We start from the raw sequence: 17,833 nt of genomic DNA on the forward strand, positions 1-17,833 counted from the left end.
CGGCGGTCAGCGCGGCGAGGGGAACGAGCGATGCGACACGAAGTCAACGAGCGCGCCCGTCCACTGCGCGGCACCCGGCCCCGTAACCGGCGCGCCCTCATCATCGCGGCCGCCACCGAGCTGTTCTACGAGCATGGTTACGACCTCGTCGGCATGAGCGACCTCGCCGAGGCCGTGGAGATCGGTCCGTCGGCGTTGTACCGGCATTTTTCCGGAAAGCAGGAGCTGCTCCGCGAGGTCGTGCTCGACGGCTTGAGGGCCTTCCGGCAGCTGCTCGCCGAACTCGATCTCGCCGACCGGGACCATGCCGTCCCGACGCTGGCCCGCCTCGCGCTCGACCATCGCGAGTTGGGCGTGCTGTGGCAGCGTGAGACGCGCAATCTCACCCCTGAAGCCCGGTCCGAGCTGCGCGAAGAAGTCCTGCGCATCGACGCCACCCTGGCCCGGCTGGTGCGTCTCGCACGTCCGGAAGTCTCCGCCGCCGCGGCGAAGGTGATCATGTCTTCCTTCACCGCCGTGCTGATCAGCCCGTCCTTTCACCGGATCGAGCTTCCCCGGGGCGAGCACGAGGCGGTACTCGCCGTGCTCGCCAACGCCGTGCTCGACTCCCCGGTGCCGCACATCGGGCCGGTCCCGCGGACCCCGGAGCCGTCCCTGCCGCCGATCCTGCCGCGATCACGTCGTGAAGCGCTGTTGACGCTGGCGATCCGGCTGTTCTCGCAGCAAGGCTATGCCCGGGTGGGCATCGAGGACATCGCGGCCGCGGCCGGGACCTCCGGGCCCAGCGTCTACGCCCACTTCCCGACCAAGATCGACATGCTGGTGACCGCGATCGACCGGGGCAACGCCGCACTGCTGATGGACCTTTCGCGCGCCTGCACGACGGCCACCGGCCCGTCGGAGGCGCTGAGCGGACTGATCGGCGGTTACACGCGCGTCGCGCTCGCCCATTACGACCTGATCGGCCTGCTCGTCACCGAGATCAGGCAACTGCCCGATGACGATCGGCACAAGGCGCGCCGGGCGCAGCACGAGTACGTCGCCGAATGGACACAGCTGCTGCGCGATCTCCGCCCCGAACTGGAACCGGCCGCGGCGCGGACACACGTGCACGCCGCGCTGAGCGTGATCAACATGACCGCGCGCGTCCCCTGGCTTCGCGCCACGCCCGGCATCGCCGAAGCCGTCGAAACGATCTGCGGCCGGCTCCTCGGCTGACCTCCGCGTTTGGGAGGAAGGAGTGTTTACTCGGCCGGAGGCGGCAACGGTGATCGCCCGCGGCATCGGCTGCCCGCCGGAGGCCGCTGCACGCGGCCGGACACGCTTTTCGTCCGGCCGCCGATAAGGCACGGACTATCCGTAGTAAACACTCCTTCCTTCCGAACGAGCCCGAACGAGCCGTCAGGCGTGGTGGACGACGCCGGCGAAACGGAGCAGGTCCGCGATGCCGAACGCGCCGTGGTCGCCCAGTGTCGGGCGCCATTCCGGGTACGCGGAGCGGTAGGAGGTGGGGTCGGCGTCGAGCAACCCGATCAGGACTTCGGCGACGAGCCTGCTGCCCACCGGGCCGAGATGCGCGCCACCGGCGAGGACTTCGGCCTCCTTGAGGATGTAGTACCACAGGTAGATCGGGCCGCTCGTGGCCAGTTGCTCGTCGGTGAGCGGGGTTTCCCCGATCTTGCGGGCCACGTCCTGTCCGGACGGCAGTCCCTGGCTTTCACTGCGGAGCAGGTTGCGCACCGCGAGCGAGGCCACGGGCCGGGCCAGCGCGCCCTCCTTGGCACCCGGCACCGCGGACACCGGGAGGTCGAGCAGCTGGGTGTTGAGCGTGGCGTTCATCTTCTTGGCGAACTGCGGCGCCCGCCGTGAGGTCACCGGGAAGAAGAAGGACCAGTCCACGGCGTGTGCCTTGTCGACCGGGCCGCCGCGCAGGTCCGTCCGGGGCGTGGTGGCCGCGTCCGGGTCGTCCGGGAAGATCTTCGCGGCGAATTTCTCGTTGATCCGGTAGCTGGAGCGGATCGTCGGGTGCCCGAACCGGTAGGCCGCGACCGCGAACTCGGCCGGGATGAACGGCCGGTCGCCTGGCCGGAAGAACCGCGGCCCGTTCTTCTCCACGTCGTGCACGACCTTCGGGTCGGCGATGATGGGCAGGAACTCGTGCACGATGATCCACTGGTAGTGCCAGCGGACCAGCCGCTGCGCGGCGGTGAACACGGTGTTGTAGTAGTTGTCCACGTCGAGCAACTGGTCCAGGGTGGCGCCCGGCTGTTCGGTGCTCGGTTCGTCCGGCGGCTTGGGCGGCAGGAACTGTCCGAAGGCATCCGTGACCGAGCCGTCGCGAAGCTTGTCGACCACGCGGTTGTGGAACTTGATGATCGCCAGGTGCAACTGGGCGAGGATCATGTTCTCGTCGTTGCGCGGATCGCCGATCAGGGCGGTGCCCGCCGCGGTCCGGCCCAGATCGACACCGTCGGCCGAGTGCGTCAGTTTCGTCTGGTGCGAGTCCTGGTCGTAGAGGTACGGGCTGACCACGGGACCGTTGCCGTACACCGAATCCAGGTCCAGCCGCGGCGACCGGAAGTCGGTCAGCGCGTTCGGGTCGGATTGCCGGTCCAGCGCCGAGGTGGCGTCCAGGGTGAGGTCGTGGTCGGTGAACTGGCCGAAATAGGTGAAGCCCGCGGGAAAGTTCGGGTTCTCCTGGCCGTCGGTGGTCTGACCGCCGTCCATCAGCCCGCCGGGCAACCCGAACTTCCGGGCGAGATCGAGCCCGGTCGGCCGGCGCGGTTCCAGCGTCGGGAACATCCGGCCGAAGCTCCCGGCCACGACCGTCCGGCCCTGCGGAATGGTCAACCCACGCAATGACGAACCATGTGCGCTCATCACGAATTCCCCCTCGTGAAAATGAAGACAGAACAATTTCACCGACCGGGCTCGCGACAAGCCGGCGGCAGCGGAAACGAATATCCGGAATCAAACAGACATACTGTGCATACGAATCCCCCTCCTCGGACGCGATCCTGGAGCTCCACGGAGATACGCGGAAAGCACCAAAGACCGCCGGACCCGAGTAAGACTCCCCCAAACGTGTGGCGAGATTATCAAAACCAGGCAGTCGCGTCAACAAATCCGGTCGCGAGGTAATTCATGGCGAATTGATCGCGAAAACAAGCCGGCGCGTCAGCCGCGGCGATCGGTGAAGCGCGCCAGAAGCAGGGCGAGGCGCCGGTCGCGAGCCACCGCGGGGAGCCGCCCGCTCCGGGTGAGCGTGGTCAGGCCGTGCAGCGCGGCCCAAAAGGTCTCGGTCAGCAGGCCCACGTCATCGCCGTGGGCGTGGGGCCGAATCGCCTCGGCCAGTTCGTCGAACCCGGCACGCAAGGCGGCCGGCGCCTCCGGCGTGGCGAACGGCAGGTCGGCCGCCTGACTGAACATCGCGTCGTAGAGGGCGGGGCGCCCTTCGGCGAAGGCCGTGTACGCCTCGGCGACCACCGCGAGGGCCTTACCCGCGTCAGCCGTTTCGCGGGCAGCACGCAGCCGGTCGGCCAGTTCGGCGAAGCCTTCCAGCGCCACCGCGGCCACGATCGCGTCCTTGCCCTTGAAGTGGCTGTAGAGCACGGGCTGGCTGTACTCGACCTTCTCGGCCAGCCGACGCGTCGTCACCGCGTCCCAGCCCTCGGTCTCGGCCAGCTCGCGAGCCGCCGCCACGATCAGCTTCTCCCGCTCCGCGCGCTCGCGCTCCCGGCGCGTCCGGATAGTCATACCTTCATTCTAGCAACGCTAGACCTGATGGCAATGCTCTGATAGCGTCGTTCGTGTTGCTAGCGTTGCTAGAAAGGAGCGGGCATGCTCACCCCCATCGCCTACGGTCTCGCCATCCTGCTGGACCTGATGATCCTGTTCATCGGGTGCCGTTTCCTGCTCGCGCCCCGCCCGGCGGCCGCCGGCTACGGAGTGCCCGCGAAGGCCGACGGCGACCCCGCCTACCTGACCGTCAAAGGCCTCCGCGACGGCGCCTACGGTCTGGTCGGCCTGGCCCTGCTCGCGTTCGCCGGGGCTCGCGCCGAAGCATGGTTCATGCTGATGGTGGCCGTGGTGCCGCTGGGCGACACGATCGTCGTGCTGCGCAACGGCGGCACCAAGGCGGTCGCGTTCGGAATCCACTTCGCCACGGCGGTCCTCGTCCTCGCCTGCGCCGCCCTGCTGTTCGTCCTCTGACCGTCCACTACCACCAGGAGGCCGCCATGTCGCTCTTCGTCCCGGACTTCGCCGACTCCGTGATCGTCCGCTACGCCGACGCCGAGGTCGTCGGCCGCGCGCCCACCACCGTCCGGCTGCTCGCCGACGCGAGCGCCACCGGCGGCGCCCTGTCCACGCAACGCGTCACCCTCACCGACGGCGCGGACGGGGCGAAACCACACCACCACGCCAATTCGGCCGAACTGTTCTATCTTCTCGACGGCACCGCCCAACTGCTGTCCGGAGACCAGGTGGTGACCGCCGAACGCGGTGACCTCGTGATCGTCCCGCCCGGCCTGGCCCATGCCTTCGCCGCCGCCCCCGGCCACAACGCCGACATCCTGATCGTCATCACGCCGGGTGTGGACCGCTTCGAGTACTTCCGCCATCTCGAACGCATCGCCTACGGCAAGCAGCCTCCGGAGTCCCTCCTGGACGTCCAAGAGCTCTACGACACCTACTTCCGGACCAGCTCCGGCTGGGAGCAGGCCAGGGCACAGCGGCCGGGCGAATGAGAGCTGTTTACTACGGACTATTCGTAGTAAACGCTCTTCAGCCACGCGGACCGATCGTGGTGCAGTACTGGCGCGACGCCGAGAAACTCCAGCGGTTCGCCCGCGACTCGCTCTTCCCCCACCTCGAGGCTTGGCGCTCCTTCAACCGCAAGGTCAAGCACACCGGGGACGTCGGCCTCTGGCACGAGACCTACGTCGTTCCGCCCGGCGGTTACGAATGCGTCTACGGCAACATGCCACGCGTCGGGCCCGCCGCCGCCGGTGAGCACGTTCCCGTTGCCCGCAAAGGGGAAACCGCGGCCGACCGGCTGCACCCGCGGGCCTGACCCACCCGTCTCCCACCACCACCCTCAACGGACACGCTCCGCGCGACAGCCACACCCAGCGTCTCCCACCACCACCCTCAACGGACACGCTCCGCGCGGCGGTTACCCGTTTACGGCCGGTTCGCGGCCCGCTTGACGGTCCTGATCACCGGTGCCGTCTCGACGTGGGTGATGGCAGGCAACGAAGCGACCCGGGTGGTCAGGTAGCGATACAGCTCCCGCTGGTCCGCGCACACCACGCTCGCGTACAGGTTCGTCGGCCCGGTCGTGGCGGCGGCGAAGGCGATTTCCGGATGCCCGGCCAGCGCCACCCCGGCTTCCTCCAGATACGCGGGAGCGACCGAGAGCCAGAGCAGGGTTCGGGTGCTGACGCCGAACAGGCGACCGTCGACGTCGACGTCCGGATACAGCACCCCCCGTTCGCGCAGTTCCGTCATCCGGCGCCGGACCGTCGTCGGTGACCAGCCGGTCACCGCGGCCAGTTCCTCGAGTCCGGCTCGGCCGTCGGTGGCGAGCGTGGCGAGCAGTTTCCGGTCGCCGTCGTCGAGTCGCACCGGCCCCGGCCGGATCGGCACCGGGGGCGGACGCAACCGTTCGATCGCGTCCTCGTCCAGCGAGCCGAGCTTGGCGACCAGACTTTCGGGACCACCGTAGAAGGCGTGCAGCACCGAATGCGCGGTCACGCCTTCCACGCGCGGGGTGCGCGGAAGCTTGGTCAGCAGCAACGTCTCGCTCTCGGCCTCGCTTTCGGTGCGCACCGTGCAGGTGATTTCGGTGCCGCCCGAGGTGAGGCTCACCCAGGACGTGTCCGGGCGCCTCGCCAGCGCCTCGGCGACCGCGACCGACGCTGCGGGGGCGCAGCGCACCCGGAGGAACCACAGCACCGCGCCGAGCGCGGCCGGGTCGACCCCGCCGAGCACCCGCACCGCTCCGGCTGACCGCAATTTCGCGTACCGGCGGGCGATGGTGCGATCCGACACGCCAAGAACCTCGGCAATGGTGCTGAACGGGGCCCTGCCGTCGATCTGCAAGGCGTGCACGAGCCGACGGTCCAGCTCGTCGTAGTCGGATTCCACCGGTACCAGCATAGTCAGTGTCGGATATCGACGCGTCGAAGCCGGTTTCTGGCACCGGGGCCTGCGCTGGGCGGAGCGTTGCTCCCGTCCTGATCGACACGACCAAGGGAGAATCCATGGACACCGACGTGCTCATCGCCGGGGCCGGGCCGACCGGCATGACCGTGGCCAACGAACTGCGGCTGGCCGGAGTTTCGACCGTGCTGGCCGACCAACTGTCCCAGCGCAGCGAATTGTCCAGGGCAGGCGGTGTGCAATCCCGGACGCTGGAAGCACTCGACCAGCGCGGCCTGCTGGAACCGTTGCTGGCCACCGGAAACTACCCGGCCGCCACCGGTCACTTCGCCGGTATCGCGCTCTCGGCCGACCACGCCCGGCAGCGTCTGCCGTGGCGCTCCGTGCCGCAGGTGAAGATCGAGGAATTCTTCGAACACCACCTTGCCGCACACGGCATCCACGTCCGGCGCGACCACCAGTTGACCGGTCTGGCCCAGGACGAGCACGGAGTCACCGCGACCTTCGCGCACGGTGCCACCATCCGCTGCCGTTACCTCGTCGCCGCCGACGGTGCCCACAGCACGGTGCGATCGTTGCTGCGGGCCGAATTCCCGGGCCGGCCGGGCACCGCGACCGTGATCGCCGCGGACGTGCGGTTGAGCGGCGCCGAAGGGGTGGCGTCGCACACCTGGAGCGACGACGGGCAGTGGGTGGCGCTGTTCCCGCTGGGCACCGATCCGCAGGGCAGGCCGCTGCGCAGGCTCGTCCTGGGTGGCCCGGGAGCGCCGTCCAGGGATGTCCCCGTCACCGAGGACGAAATCCGCGAGGGACTGCGTGCTGTGTTCGGAACCGGCGTCCGGTTGCTCGAACTTCGTTACGGCCGCCGCATTTCCAACGCGGCCCGGCAGGCCGCGCGCTACCGGCACGGGCGGGTGTTCCTGGCCGGCGATGCCGCCCACGTCCATCTTCCGCTCGGCGCGCAGGGCATGAACACGGGCATGCAGGACGCGTTCAATCTCGGCTGGAAACTCGGCGCCGCCGTGCACGGCTGGGCGCCGGAAGACCTGCTCGACACGTATCACACGGAGCGGCACCCGGCCGGTGCCGCCGTACTGCGCAACGTCATGGCGCAAAGCCTGCTGATGGACTGGACCGGCGCTCGCGAACCGGAAACGGCAGCCGTCCGGGAGATCTTCAGCGACCTCGTACGGCTGCCGAACGTGCAGCACTATCTCGCCGATCTGCAGTCCGGAATGGCCATCCGCTACCCGATGCCGGGCACCGACGACCATCCGCTCGTCGGCCGTCCTTCGCCGGATCTCGGCCTCGGTCCGGTCCGGGTCCACGAACTGCTGCGGTCCGGGCGCGGTGTGCTGCTCGATCCGGACGGCACCTTCGCCAAGGTCGCCGACCTCTGGTCGGACCGGGTGGACCGCGCGGGCCAAGGCGCCGACGTCGAGCCGATGCTCATCCGGCCCGACGGCTACGTGGTCTGGGCCGGTCACGCGGACGATCTCGAACCGGCACTGACGCGCTGGTTCGGAGAGGGGCGTGGCACGGGCCCGCGCGGTCTCCGGGTCAGCCGACCGTGACGGTCACCGCGGCGGTGTGGAGCACACCGCCGGTCTTGAACTGCACGAACAACCGCCACGGGCCGGATTTCGCCAGCATCGCCTCGAAGCTCAGCGCGGGTCCGCCGTGATCACCGTTGACGGTGCCGTGCGGGTGTAGGTGAGCGAAGGCGAGGTCACCGTCACGGAAGGCGGTCAGGTGCGCGTAGGTGTCCAGGTAGGGCTGCAGATCGGTGACCGGCCTGCCGCCCTGGGACACCGTGACGGTGAGGTCGTGGCTCATCCCGGCCATCAGCCGGTCACCGGCCAAGGTCAACGTGTAGCCGTCGACCGAGGTCGTGGTGGACGCGGGCGGCAGCGCGGTGGAAGCCGCGGGACCGGGCACCGTGACCTCCCGGCTGAGCACCAGCGGGACGGCCTTGCCGGAAGCGTCCTTCGTGATGAAGGAGGTGTAGGCCCGGTAGCTGCCGGGTGCGACCGCGGCCAGTGGTGCGGTCCAGGTACCGTCCCCGGCCATGGTGGGGTGGACGTGCTGGAAGCCGGTGAGGTCCGAACGGATCAGGTAGAAGTGCATCAGTTCGGTCTGGTCCGGCTCGAACGCGGTCACTGTTTTCCCACTGGTGTCGGTGACCCGGAAGGCCATCGACGTGGCTTGCCCGGCGGGCAGCGAGGTGGTGGCGGGGGCGAACCGGAATCCGTCCGATTCCGGTGCCAGCCCGTCGCCGGCAGGCATGTCGTCCATGCCCGGCATCCCGCCTTGTGCGGACATCGGACCGGAGGTGGAGTGGTTCATTCCGGGCATACCGGAGGAATCCGTTGTGGCGGAACCGCACGCCGCCACCAGCACACCGGTGACAGCGAGCGTTCCGAGGCTCAGCGCAAGACGACGTGAACGAGCACGAGTGAACATCGAAAAGTCTTTCTTTTTGACCGCAAGCGTTTTCGGATGCGGAAGTGAACAGGTCATCGCGAGCGAGCGAGCCGGGCAATGGCTCGCTCAGCACGGACCTGTCACGTCCGGGAAACGCACAAAGTGGTCAGAAGCCGTGATCCGGTGCGTGGCGGCGCCCGGTGAGTTCTCGGGTATCGGCCGCCGAGGTCCCATCCGGCGAGCGACATCAGCGCGACGGCCAGGGCGAGCAGCGACAGAGCCTCGAAGACATCGCTGCCGCGCGGGGCGGGCGTGAAGAGGCAAGTCGCTCCGTGAACGGCATGCGGCGCGGCAGCCTGCTCGCTCTGCGCGAGAACACGGGAAGCCTGGTCGCCATGGGCCGCCGTCGCGCCCGTGGTCATGGTCGTGGCCGGCATGTCGGTACTCGCCGTGCAGGCTTGCGCCGACAGTCCGTGCATGAGGAACAGTCCCGTGAGCACGGCGCAAACGATCAGCAGCCGGGCACCTGCCCGGGCCTGCCTTCTGTCACGCATCCGTTCCGCTCTCATGGGCGCCGCCAAGATACTCCACGCCTGAAGGCACGGCTGCCCATGCCGGAGCAAGGGGGACCCGCCCCCGCTCGCGAGGGCTCGGGATACCTGCGAACGGAGGCGGGAGTTCGTGATCCCCTTGCCCGAGTTACCCCGTGCCGCGCGGGGAAAACACATCCTTGCGGACTCGCATAACTCGGCGGTACCCGGGCAATACTTGTGGTGACTAAGGATGACGAAGATCCGGCAGCGGGAAGTGTGTCCGGTGAAGGATTCGACGGAAATCGAAGTGGCCCAGCGCGAGCAGGCCGGGTGCGCGATCGCGAGATTGACCGGACGGCTCGACTCCCTCAACTATCTCCGAACGCGGGATCAGCTGATCAAGCTGGCGCTGGAGGAGCCCCGCGCGGTGGTCGTGGAGGTCGACGGCCTCGAAGTGCCCTCCGAGCCGTTACTGACGGTGTTCTCGGCGGCGTGGATGAAGGTCAGCCAATGGCCGGGCGTGCCGATCCTGGTGGTGGCCACCGACGTGATCCGGCGGAGGTGGCTGAAGCGCTGCGCGTTCAGCAGGTTCGTGCCCGTTTTCGCGGATATCGACGAAGCCGTCGATTCGCTGGGGGTCACGCCGATGCGCCGCCGGGCGACGATCGATCTCGCGGCCGAGCCGTCCAGCGCCGCGCTGGCGCGCCGGTTCGTCCGCGGGGTTTGCGCCGAATGGTCGGTCGAGCCCGAAATCGAGGAAGTCGTCTGTGTGGCCTCGGAACTGGTCGAGAACGTGGTCAAGCATGCGGACACCGTGATGCAGTTGCGGCTGGAACTGCGCGATCGGCTGCTGACGGTCGCCGTGCGCGACGGGAGCCCACATCAGGCCGTGTTGCGGCAGAGTCAGTCCGGACTGCCCGTCGGACTGGGTTTGCGCATTGTGTCCCATTTGTCCCGGACCTGGGGCTGCACACCGGACATCCGGGGCGGCAAGGTCGTGTGGGCGGCGTTCAAGGCCGGTCCGGAGTGGTTCTTCCGGAAGTTCCCTCCGTGGCGGTCTGGCTGACGGCACTGAGGGCGCCGGCGGTTTCCATCACGAGGATGGCACCGGTCGAGTGCCCACGCCGGTTCCGCAACGCCCCGCACGAAACCCGGATCGTGACCTGCCTCCCCCGCCGGTTGACCGCCTCCACCACGACGTCCTTGGTGTAGGAGGGATCGGCGAGCGCGGGCCGGACGACCGGGCGAAGCTCGGCCACCGGCAGGCCGATGTCGAGGTTGAGCAGATGCTCGCCTTCGGTCTCGTCCGAGCGCAGGCCCCACAGTTCCTCCGCGCCCGCGTTCCACGCCACCACCCGCATCTCGCGGTCGACCACGATGACGCCCGCGCGGAGTGAGGTGAGGACCGACTCCAGGAATTCGTTGAGGTCGTCGAGTTCGCCGGTACGGTCCCGCAGCGCGTTGTTGATCGTCTGCAGTTCGTCGTTGGTGGACTGGAGTTCCTCGTTCGTGGTCTCCAGTTCTTCGTTGGTGCTCTGCAACTCCTCGTTGGTGGTCTCCAGCTCCTCCACAGTGGACTGAAGTTCCTCGTTGGTGGTTTCGAGCTCCTCGGTCGTGGACTGGAGTTCTTCGTAGGCGCTCTCCCGCTGCCGGTTCGCGTTCGCCAGTTCGGCGATCAGCCGCTGGCTCGTGGTGATGTCGTGGAACACCACGGACACGCCCAGCGGCTCGTCACTCGCCGAAATGAGCGGCGTGACGTGCAGTTCGAGCGCCAACATGTCCCCCGGCCCGCGCTGCCACTCCACGTCCTTGACCCGCAGCGCGCGCCGCTCGTTCCTGACCTGCTCGACGTAGCCACGCAATTCGACCGGGCGGTAGGAGATCTCCAGGTCACGCAGCGGGCGGCCGAGATCGCGATCGGACAGCCCGAAGATCTGCTGGGCCTGCTGGTTGACCAGGATCAGGAGGTCTCCGGAGTTGACCACGATCTGCGCGACCGGGGTCACCCCGAACGCCAGCGCGCGCAGTTCGTCGGCCTCGCCGGGTTCGCCCCGGCGGTCCTGCAGGAAATGGTGCCCGAACAGGGAACCGGCGAGCGGCGCGTTCGGCACCTTCCGGAACACGCGGTGCTTGAGATCGACCGGATCGAACATGCGGCTGTGCGAGAGCAGCATTTCGGCCTTGCCCATGAACAGCACGCCACGCGGCAGCAACGCGAAGTGCAGCTTGCGCAGGATGTCGGCCTGGGTGTCGGCGTTGAAGTACATCAGGGTGTTGCGGCAGACGAGCAGGTCGATTCGCGAGATCGGTGCGTCCTGCACCAGGTCGTTGCGGCCGAAGATGACCGAGCGCCGCAGGTCCTTGTGGAAGACGAACCGGTCGCCCTGCCGCTCGAAGTAGCGCCGGACATAGCTCTCGGGCAGCCCGTCGATGGCCTTCTCGGGGTAGCTGGCCTGCCTGGCCTGGGCGAGCGCTTCCTCGTCGACGTCCGTGGCGTAGATCTTCACCCGTTGCCGGAACTCCTCCATCCCCAGCGCCTCGGCGAACACGATCGCCAGGCTGTACGCCTCCTCCCCCGAGGAACACCCCGCGCTCCAGATCCGCACCTGGTCACCGGGACCGCGCTCGGCGAGGATCATGGGAATCACCTCGGACTGCAGGTAGTCCCACGCGTCCGGATCGCGGAAGAAGGCCGTCACGTTGATCAGGATGGTGTTGAACAGCCTGGCGAACTCGTCGGTGTTGGCCTGAAGGTGGTCGAGATAGTCGGTGTACCCCTCGAACCCGACCTGGGCCATCCGCCTGCGGACCCGGCGCATGAGGCTGCTCCGCTTGTAGCCGGTGAAGTCGAAGCCGCGAGCTTCCTTCAGATGGCCGAGTATCGCCTCGAAGCCCTCGTCGAGTTCGTCTTCCACGCCCGGCACCCTATCGGCCGGTTGCGGGCCGGGGACCCGGTCAGGCCGTTTCACCAGCCGTGTCCTTACCTGGCGGGGTCAGTCCTTCGTAGAGGAACCGGCGCAACACCTCGACCGCGTGGGAGCGCTCCTCGCGGTGCCGCCGGTAACGATCGGCCACGAGCGGGAAGCCGCGTTCGTCGGCGTCATGGCTCATCCGGGTGGCCAGATCGCGCTGCTCCTCGAGCGCCCGCAACGCCGCCCACAACGCCTGCTCGACTTCGCGGGACTGCTGCTCGAACAACGCCTGCGCGGTCCAGGCATGCCCGACCCGGCAGCGATACCGCGTGTCACGCCCGTCGAGCGAAAACAGCACGCCCTGGCAGTCCGGACACGCCAGACCGGACGGTTTGGACACTTCAACCACCTCCGGCCCCCCGTTCGGCGGGGAAAGCCCGGACACCGAGGCAAGGACCTCGGCCTCGTCGATCTCCGACAGCGTGGCCGTGCCGTCGATGTCCACCATCTCGCGCACGTATACGGCGAGGGTCGGGCCCATCTCCTTGGCAGGCAGGATGAAGTCCATCCTGACCCTGGCGAGTGCGTTGTCCGGCATTCCCCGGTACAGCGCGTCCTCCGGCTCCTGCACCCCGGCGAGCCCGCCCCGGGCCTTGATCAGTTCCAGTCCGGTCGTGCCGTCGTCGAGCGCACCGGAAAGCACCACCCCGGTCGCCGCCGGGCCGCGCGACCGTGCCGCTGAGCGGAACAGGGTGTCGATCGCGGGCCGGTGCCCGTTCTCCGTGGGCCCGTGGGTCAACTGGATCGTCGTGTCGTCGACGAGGAGGTGGTGGTCCGGCGGCGCGGTGTAGATGTGCCCGTGCTTCACCTGCTCGCCGTGGCGCGCGCTGGTGACGGGGAGCGGACCGGAACGGCGAAGGATCGCCGGGAGCGCGCTCGCGCCACCGGGCGGCAGGTGCAGGACCACGAGCACCGACCCGGCGAAGTCGGCGGGCAGACCGGCGACGAGGTCACGCAGCGCCTCGACCCCACCGGCCGAGGCTCCGACCACAACCAGGTCCCGTGGCCTTTCCACCTGCGGCCTCCGAATCCCGTGCTCGCCGCTCCTTGGACCCGCCCGTCTCCACCACCCTCAACGGACACGCTCCGCGCGGCGGTGACACCCAGCGTACCGCGCTAGCCGTCACCTCACCGGTTTGTGTACCGGCGGGTAACAGGTCCGTCAGCCGAACCGGCCGTGCACGTAATCGGCCGTGTGAGGATCGACGGGCGAGTCGAACAGGGTGCTGGTCATTCCCTGCTCCACCACAGAACCGGGCGCGCCCTGTTCCACAGCCCGCTTCTGGTCAGGCACTCTTCGACGAGATCGTCGCGCTCGTTCCGGTGGACCTTGGTGCCGGTCAGTTTGAGACCGGCCGTGACGTTGTCGTAAATGGACATCGCGGGAAACGGACTGGGTTTCTGGAACACCATCCCGATATGGCGGCGCACATCGGTGAGTTTCCACGACGAATCGTAGATGTCGGTCTCCCCGAGCAGGACCTCACCGGCCAGACTCGCGCTCGGAATGAGTTCGTGCATCCGGTTCAGCGTGCGGAGGAACGTGGACTTCCCACACCCGGAAGGCCCGATCAGCGCGGTGACCGAGCGCGCGGGCATCGCGAGCGAGATCCGGTCGAGGACCTTGTGCTCGCCGAACCACGCCGAGACGGAACGTGCTTCGAGAGTGGCGGACTCGACCTCGGCGATGTCCAGGTGCAGTGGCTGGGTGACCGTCACGTGATCCTCCGGATTTCACAGCAGGTTCGGGAGCAGCGAAGCAACAGTGCGGGAAGCTGCGCGTCGGCGGGCAACTCACCGTCGGCGCCCACCGGGTTCCCCAGCGTGTCCATGGGGCTCACGACGCCGATCGTGTCCGGCCACGGCGTGAAGACCGGCCTGCCCAGACCGCCCACCCCGCTCCCGGCGACGACCGACGACGAGACCAGCAACGACACCCAGAGCCACAGGCGTCTCCACGCCACGGGCACGGGCACGGGCACCCTCCAGGGATCAGGCTTCACCACGGTGTCGTTTCCAAGCGCCGATCCAGGCCCATCACCGGGCCGGAAGATGAACAACGGACGTCGCCGAACCGAGAAGTGGACGCCGTGCGTGGTTACTGGCTGAGCTCCGAGATCACCGTGCCGACCTCGGCCACGAGATCGCGCGCCAGCAGCCCGGTCACCCCCGTCCTCGGGATCAGCCGCTGTCCGGCGAGCGCGTGCACGTGCGTGGCCCAGCAGGCGGCCTGCGCCGGAGTGGCCGAGCGGGCGAGGTAGCCGCCGATCAGGCCGGCCAGCACGTCACCACTGCCGGACGTGGCCAGGTGGATGTGGCCGCCGCCATCGAACCACTGCTCGCCCCCGGGCGTGGCGATCGCGCCCATCAGCGTGACCACCGACCGGTATCGCTCGGCGATTTCCGTTGCGGCGGCGGAGAAATCCGTCACGTCGTGGCCCAGCAGGTACTCGGCCTCGGTCCGGTTCGGTGACAGCACGCTCTGGCCTGCCCACGGCTCGACCAGCTCGGGTTTCCGGCTGAGTGCCCCGAGCGCATAGGCGTCCAGCACGAGGCGGGACTCTTCGGCCACCAGCGGCAGAATCCGTTCCAGGAGCGCGAAAGTCTCGTCGACGTCGGTCAGCCCCGGGCCGATCACCACCGCACGCGCCTTCGGCAGCACGTCGGCCAGCACCTCGGCCGCCGCGCGGGACACCGCGCCGTTTTCCGTTTCGGGCAGCCCGAACACCGAAGACTCCGGCATGGCGACCCCGAGCGCGGTGGCGTGCCGCTCGCTCGCGCCGAGCTGGAGGGTGCCCGCGCCGGCGCGCAGCACCGCGGTTCCGCTGAGCAGCACCGCTCCCGGCACCGTGCGGGCTCCGCCGAGCACGAACGCCGTGCCGCGGTCGTCGCTGCGCACCGGCCAGTTCCGCAGCAACGCGGGGGTGACCGGCGTGACGTCAGGTGAGGGAGGGCGCGGCATCGTCATCCTCTGTCGGTGGGGTGTCGGTGGCGTGCAGGTGCGCGGTCTCCTGCGCTTCGGTCAGGCGGTAGCGGCCGTCGGCCACGTGCTCCCAGCCGGTCACCGAGCCGTTGGGGACCTCCGTGCGGGCGGCCACGCGCAGCAACTCGCGTTCCGGGATACCTTCCAGGAGGTACCGCAACGCGTACACGGTCATATCGTGCGCGACCAGCAGTACCCGCCGGCCGGCCGCGTCCGCGTGCAGTTCCCGCAGCAACGAACGCATGCGCAGCACGACATCGGCCCACGACTCACCGCCCGGCGGCCGGTAATAGAACTTTCCGTGGCGGCGCTTGCGCTTCAGTTCTCCTGGCTGACGCTCTCGCACGCCCTTGCTGGTCAGCAGGTCGAGCACACCCAGTTCGCGGTCGCGCAACCGTTCGTCGACCACCGGCGCGCGCGGTACCCGCGCACCACGCTCCGCCGCGACGGCAAGCGCGGCCCGCGCAGTCTCGACGGCCCGCACGTACGGCGACGCCACGACGAGATCCACCGGGCTTCGCGCGAGCCACTCCCCGGCGGCCGCCGCCTGCTTCTCCCCCAACGAGGTCAGCGGCACGTCAGCGTCACGCTCGGCGATGTCGATCACCTCGAGCCCACCGGACTCCGCCTCCTCTCGCGCGACATTGCCCGTGCTCTGCCCATGGCGGAGCAGTCCCACCCATGCCATCCGCGTACTCACGCAAGCCGTAGTACCCACAAGTGAACGTTGCTAAAAATCCCCTTTGGCGTGTGATCTCCGCTTCTCCGGGTTTGGCGCCGCACGGACGGGTATTCCTCGCCTGCCGACACGGTCGACGGTGGTCGTGTCACACCACCAGAAAATCCGGGAGTGCCCATGGCCACCACAATGGAACGTTTCCCCACCTGTCCCACCGCGACAGAGATGCCACCCGCGCGGTTCCGGCTGCCCGGGGTGTATCGCCCGCAGGACGACACCCGCCTGCTGGCGTCGGTCGTCGCCACCACACGGATTCCCGCGGGGGCCCGCGTGCTGGATGTCTGCGCCGGAACCGGAGCGGTCGCCCTGACCGCGGCGCTGACCGGCACGGGCGAGGTGACCGCGATCGACATTTCCCGGCGGGCGGTATTGTCGACCCGCCTGAACGCCTGGCGCCTGAGACTTCCGGTCAAGACCCGACGTGCGTCCTTTGTGGACATGAGCTGGCCGGACCGGTTCGATTTCGTGCTCGCCAACCCACCGTATGTGCCCTCCGCCGCGACCACCGGCCCGGCGGGCCGTGACCGGTCCTGGGACGCCGGACCGGATGGCCGGGCGCTGCTCGATCCACTGTGCACGATCGCGCCACGGTTGCTGGCGCCGGGCGGGTGCCTGCTGCTCGTGCACTCGAGTGTGTCCGGAGTGGACATCACACTGGACATGCTCGGCTCGGGTGGTCTGCGCGCCGGTGTGGTGGCCCGCCGCCGCATCCCCTTCGGCCCGGTGATGCGGGCGCGCGCGACGTTCCTGGAGGACGCGGGGCTGATCGACGTCGGTCAGCGCCACGAGGACCTGGTGGTGATCCGTGCCGGCCTCCCGTGAGGAACCGCGACGCCGGGTGATCGTCGAGCCCGGCGGTCCCATTCTGGTCGAAGGACCGGTGGAGTTGTCCTTGGCCGACGGCACCACGGTGCACTGCGACCGCTTCATGGTCGCGATCTGCGCGTGCCGGCGCAGCAAGCGATATCCGTTGTGCGACACCAGCCATCGCCGGAAGGTCCGCCAGAACCCGGACTCATAGCGGTATACGCAACGAAGAACGCCCAGCCGCCCAGCATCCGAGCAGATGTTCCGCGAACAGTCGCTCCAGCAGGTCGGTCGCCTGGATGCCGAAGACGATGTCGCCTGCCAGATTCCGATCCTGCTCCAGCAGGCCGCCCACGACGTCCCGGCGCATGACCTGCTCGTGCACGGCGTCGGCCTCGATGTGCTCGGTGTAGAACAGCCGGCAGGGCGCCTGGGCGTCGAGCCGGGCGAGCGCGTCGTCCATCCGCTGCGCGCTGGGCCCGGTGGTGATCTCGGCCGCGGTGAAATGGCCGGCCAGCGCCGCCCGCCACCGCCGGTGCAGGCCGAACAGGGACATCATGGTGACCGGCGCCAGCGCGCACGCGGGCACATGCTCGACATAGTGCAGGTAGTCCGGTGACATCCCGGCGGCGGCGAGCAGGTCGGCGAACAGCCGGGCGTGCACCCGCTCGGCGTGGCCGCCGCCGAACTCGTCGAACTCCACCGCGACCAGCGCCGCCTTCGGCCGTCCCGACAGCCGCGGGATGACCCACGCGTGCGGGTCGGCCTCCTTGAGGTGATAGATCGAGCGATGCGCGAAGAACTCGCGCATCTGCCACCATTCGGCCTCCTGATTCAGAAAGTGGCTCAGGCCCTGGCCGGGAACGGGCTCGACCAGCAGCGCGTCCAGTTCGCCCATCACATCGTCGCCACCGGCGACCCGCTCCCGGATGGCGGCCAGGAACGCCTTTTCGAGCGCCGCCCTCAGCCGCAGCAGCGCCGGCTCCCATTCCCAGTCCGCGGTGACACCCGCGAAGCCGCGATAGTGCAGTTCGTAGCAGGTGTGCAGCGCCAACTGGAGGTCATCGCCGAACGGGTCGGCCGCGCGCAGTTCGGCGCCGGGCATCCGGACCTCGTGCGGCGGTTCCCGCAGCGCCTCCACCACCATGGCCGAGAGCGGGCCCCGCGCGGCAGGCAGGTCCGCCTGGTCTCGCGCGGCGCCGGGTGCGGG

19 protein-coding genes and 1 pseudogene are annotated in these 17,833 nt (G+C 68.9%); 8 read left to right on the forward strand and 12 right to left on the reverse strand.

Annotated features, from left to right (window positions below; all coding sequences use genetic code 11):
• The first annotated feature begins 30 nt into the window (after positions 1-30).
• Entirely contained in the window at positions 31-1,218 is a 1,188-nt protein-coding gene (locus tag ACFSXZ_RS27740) for a TetR/AcrR family transcriptional regulator (RefSeq protein WP_378268158.1), read from the forward strand.
• Positions 1,219-1,401: 183 nt separating this feature from the next.
• On the opposite strand, the gene ACFSXZ_RS27745 is transcribed toward ACFSXZ_RS27740, so the two are convergent.
• Both ACFSXZ_RS27745 and ACFSXZ_RS27750 read right to left on the reverse strand, forming a co-directional pair.
• Positions 1,402-2,880: a peroxidase family protein gene (locus ACFSXZ_RS27745; RefSeq protein WP_378268159.1), complete on the reverse strand. Its 1,479-nt coding sequence runs from the start codon at positions 2,878-2,880 to the stop codon at positions 1,402-1,404.
• Positions 2,881-3,177: 297 nt separating this feature from the next.
• A complete protein-coding gene (locus ACFSXZ_RS27750) occupies positions 3,178-3,756 on the reverse strand; it encodes a TetR/AcrR family transcriptional regulator (RefSeq protein ID WP_378268160.1) in 579 nt (192 codons plus the stop codon).
• Positions 3,757-3,840: 84 nt separating this feature from the next.
• Here ACFSXZ_RS27750 and ACFSXZ_RS27755 point away from each other — a divergent pair, with 84 nt between their 5' ends.
• The 3 genes from ACFSXZ_RS27755 to ACFSXZ_RS27765 are packed head-to-tail and all read left to right on the forward strand — an operon-like array spanning position 3,841 to position 5,074.
• The gene (locus ACFSXZ_RS27755) at positions 3,841-4,212 is read left to right on the forward strand and encodes a DUF4267 domain-containing protein (protein WP_378268161.1); all 372 of its coding nucleotides are present in this window, start codon (positions 3,841-3,843) and stop codon (positions 4,210-4,212) included.
• A gap of 26 nt (positions 4,213-4,238) precedes the next feature.
• A complete protein-coding gene (locus ACFSXZ_RS27760; protein WP_378268162.1) occupies positions 4,239-4,748 on the forward strand; it encodes a cupin domain-containing protein in 510 nt (169 codons plus the stop codon).
• Entirely contained in the window at positions 4,745-5,074 is a 330-nt protein-coding gene (locus ACFSXZ_RS27765) for a monooxygenase family protein (RefSeq protein WP_378268163.1), read from the forward strand. The genes ACFSXZ_RS27760 and ACFSXZ_RS27765 overlap by 4 nt, the downstream gene beginning before the upstream one ends.
• 110 nt (positions 5,075-5,184) lie before the next feature.
• On the opposite strand, the gene ACFSXZ_RS27770 is transcribed toward ACFSXZ_RS27765, so the two are convergent.
• Entirely contained in the window at positions 5,185-6,150 is a 966-nt protein-coding gene (locus ACFSXZ_RS27770; RefSeq protein WP_378268164.1) for an Lrp/AsnC family transcriptional regulator, read from the reverse strand.
• A 116-nt stretch (positions 6,151-6,266) separates the two neighbouring features.
• Between ACFSXZ_RS27770 and ACFSXZ_RS27775 the strand changes: the two genes are divergently transcribed.
• Entirely contained in the window at positions 6,267-7,739 is a 1,473-nt protein-coding gene (locus ACFSXZ_RS27775; RefSeq protein WP_378268165.1) for an FAD-dependent monooxygenase, read from the forward strand.
• Here ACFSXZ_RS27775 and ACFSXZ_RS27780 read toward each other — a convergent pair.
• Positions 7,726-8,487, reverse strand: a complete 762-nt coding sequence (locus tag ACFSXZ_RS27780) for a hypothetical protein (protein WP_378268166.1) — start codon at positions 8,485-8,487, stop codon at positions 7,726-7,728. The genes ACFSXZ_RS27775 and ACFSXZ_RS27780 overlap by 14 nt on opposite strands.
• A 242-nt stretch (positions 8,488-8,729) precedes the next feature.
• Positions 8,730-9,143, reverse strand: a complete 414-nt coding sequence (locus ACFSXZ_RS27785) for a DUF6153 family protein (protein ID WP_378268167.1) — start codon at positions 9,141-9,143, stop codon at positions 8,730-8,732.
• A 229-nt stretch (positions 9,144-9,372) separates the two neighbouring features.
• Between ACFSXZ_RS27785 and ACFSXZ_RS27790 the strand changes: the two genes are divergently transcribed.
• Positions 9,373-10,188, forward strand: coding sequence for an ATP-binding protein (locus ACFSXZ_RS27790; RefSeq protein WP_378268168.1), 816 nt, complete (start codon positions 9,373-9,375; stop codon positions 10,186-10,188).
• Here ACFSXZ_RS27790 and ACFSXZ_RS27795 read toward each other — a convergent pair.
• From ACFSXZ_RS27795 to ACFSXZ_RS27820, 6 genes and pseudogenes are all read right to left on the reverse strand, one after another.
• Positions 10,133-12,046: a CheR family methyltransferase gene (locus tag ACFSXZ_RS27795; protein WP_378268392.1), complete on the reverse strand. Its 1,914-nt coding sequence runs from the start codon at positions 12,044-12,046 to the stop codon at positions 10,133-10,135. The two genes, ACFSXZ_RS27790 and ACFSXZ_RS27795, sit on opposite strands and share 56 nt — an antisense overlap.
• A 31-nt stretch (positions 12,047-12,077) precedes the next feature.
• The gene (locus tag ACFSXZ_RS27800; protein ID WP_378268169.1) at positions 12,078-13,109 is read right to left on the reverse strand and encodes a chemotaxis protein CheB; all 1,032 of its coding nucleotides are present in this window, start codon (positions 13,107-13,109) and stop codon (positions 12,078-12,080) included.
• Positions 13,110-13,351: 242 nt separating this feature from the next.
• Positions 13,352-13,813 (reverse strand): annotated as a pseudogene (locus ACFSXZ_RS27805) (phosphate ABC transporter ATP-binding protein); the annotation flags it as partial.
• Positions 13,810-14,070: a hypothetical protein gene (locus ACFSXZ_RS27810; RefSeq protein WP_378268170.1), complete on the reverse strand. Its 261-nt coding sequence runs from the start codon at positions 14,068-14,070 to the stop codon at positions 13,810-13,812. The pseudogene ACFSXZ_RS27805 and the gene ACFSXZ_RS27810, both read right to left, overlap by 4 nt.
• Before the next feature lie 122 nt (positions 14,071-14,192).
• Entirely contained in the window at positions 14,193-15,056 is an 864-nt protein-coding gene (locus ACFSXZ_RS27815) for an NAD(P)H-hydrate dehydratase (RefSeq protein WP_378268171.1), read from the reverse strand.
• The gene (locus ACFSXZ_RS27820; protein ID WP_378268172.1) at positions 15,034-15,777 is read right to left on the reverse strand and encodes a histidine phosphatase family protein; all 744 of its coding nucleotides are present in this window, start codon (positions 15,775-15,777) and stop codon (positions 15,034-15,036) included. Before ACFSXZ_RS27820 ends, ACFSXZ_RS27815 begins: the two co-directional genes overlap by 23 nt.
• A gap of 156 nt (positions 15,778-15,933) precedes the next feature.
• Between ACFSXZ_RS27820 and ACFSXZ_RS27825 the strand changes: the two genes are divergently transcribed.
• Both ACFSXZ_RS27825 and ACFSXZ_RS27830 read left to right on the forward strand, forming a co-directional pair.
• Positions 15,934-16,638: a methyltransferase gene (locus ACFSXZ_RS27825; protein WP_378268173.1), complete on the forward strand. Its 705-nt coding sequence runs from the start codon at positions 15,934-15,936 to the stop codon at positions 16,636-16,638.
• Complete coding sequence (locus tag ACFSXZ_RS27830; RefSeq protein ID WP_378268174.1) at positions 16,622-16,837, forward strand: CDGSH iron-sulfur domain-containing protein; 216 nt, start codon at positions 16,622-16,624, stop codon at positions 16,835-16,837. Before ACFSXZ_RS27825 ends, ACFSXZ_RS27830 begins: the two co-directional genes overlap by 17 nt.
• On the opposite strand, the gene ACFSXZ_RS27835 is transcribed toward ACFSXZ_RS27830, so the two are convergent.
• Positions 16,832-17,770, reverse strand: coding sequence for an iron-containing redox enzyme family protein (locus ACFSXZ_RS27835; RefSeq protein ID WP_378268393.1), 939 nt, complete (start codon positions 17,768-17,770; stop codon positions 16,832-16,834). The two genes, ACFSXZ_RS27830 and ACFSXZ_RS27835, sit on opposite strands and share 6 nt — an antisense overlap.
• Positions 17,771-17,833 lie beyond the last annotated feature (63 nt).

Origin of the sequence: Amycolatopsis pigmentata (assembly GCF_042684065.1) — a bacterium.
GTDB lineage: Bacteria > Actinomycetota > Actinomycetes > Mycobacteriales > Pseudonocardiaceae > Amycolatopsis_E > Amycolatopsis_E pigmentata.

Coding starts and splice junctions, on each gene's coding strand:
- ACFSXZ_RS27740 (WP_378268158.1), top strand. CDS start 31: ATGCGACACGAAGTCAACGAGCGCGCCCGTCCACTGCGCGGCACCCGG.
- ACFSXZ_RS27745 (WP_378268159.1), bottom strand. CDS start 2,880: ATGAGCGCACATGGTTCGTCATTGCGTGGGTTGACCATTCCGCAGGGC.
- ACFSXZ_RS27750 (WP_378268160.1), bottom strand. CDS start 3,756: ATGACTATCCGGACGCGCCGGGAGCGCGAGCGCGCGGAGCGGGAGAAG.
- ACFSXZ_RS27755 (WP_378268161.1), top strand. CDS start 3,841: ATGCTCACCCCCATCGCCTACGGTCTCGCCATCCTGCTGGACCTGATG.
- ACFSXZ_RS27760 (WP_378268162.1), top strand. CDS start 4,239: ATGTCGCTCTTCGTCCCGGACTTCGCCGACTCCGTGATCGTCCGCTAC.
- ACFSXZ_RS27765 (WP_378268163.1), top strand. CDS start 4,745: ATGAGAGCTGTTTACTACGGACTATTCGTAGTAAACGCTCTTCAGCCA.
- ACFSXZ_RS27775 (WP_378268165.1), top strand. CDS start 6,267: ATGGACACCGACGTGCTCATCGCCGGGGCCGGGCCGACCGGCATGACC.
- ACFSXZ_RS27780 (WP_378268166.1), bottom strand. CDS start 8,487: ATGTCCGCACAAGGCGGGATGCCGGGCATGGACGACATGCCTGCCGGC.
- ACFSXZ_RS27785 (WP_378268167.1), bottom strand. CDS start 9,143: ATGCGTGACAGAAGGCAGGCCCGGGCAGGTGCCCGGCTGCTGATCGTT.
- ACFSXZ_RS27790 (WP_378268168.1), top strand. CDS start 9,373: ATGACGAAGATCCGGCAGCGGGAAGTGTGTCCGGTGAAGGATTCGACG.
- ACFSXZ_RS27815 (WP_378268171.1), bottom strand. CDS start 15,056: ATGCCGCGCCCTCCCTCACCTGACGTCACGCCGGTCACCCCCGCGTTG.
- ACFSXZ_RS27825 (WP_378268173.1), top strand. CDS start 15,934: ATGGCCACCACAATGGAACGTTTCCCCACCTGTCCCACCGCGACAGAG.
- ACFSXZ_RS27835 (WP_378268393.1), bottom strand. CDS start 17,770: ATGGTGGTGGAGGCGCTGCGGGAACCGCCGCACGAGGTCCGGATGCCC.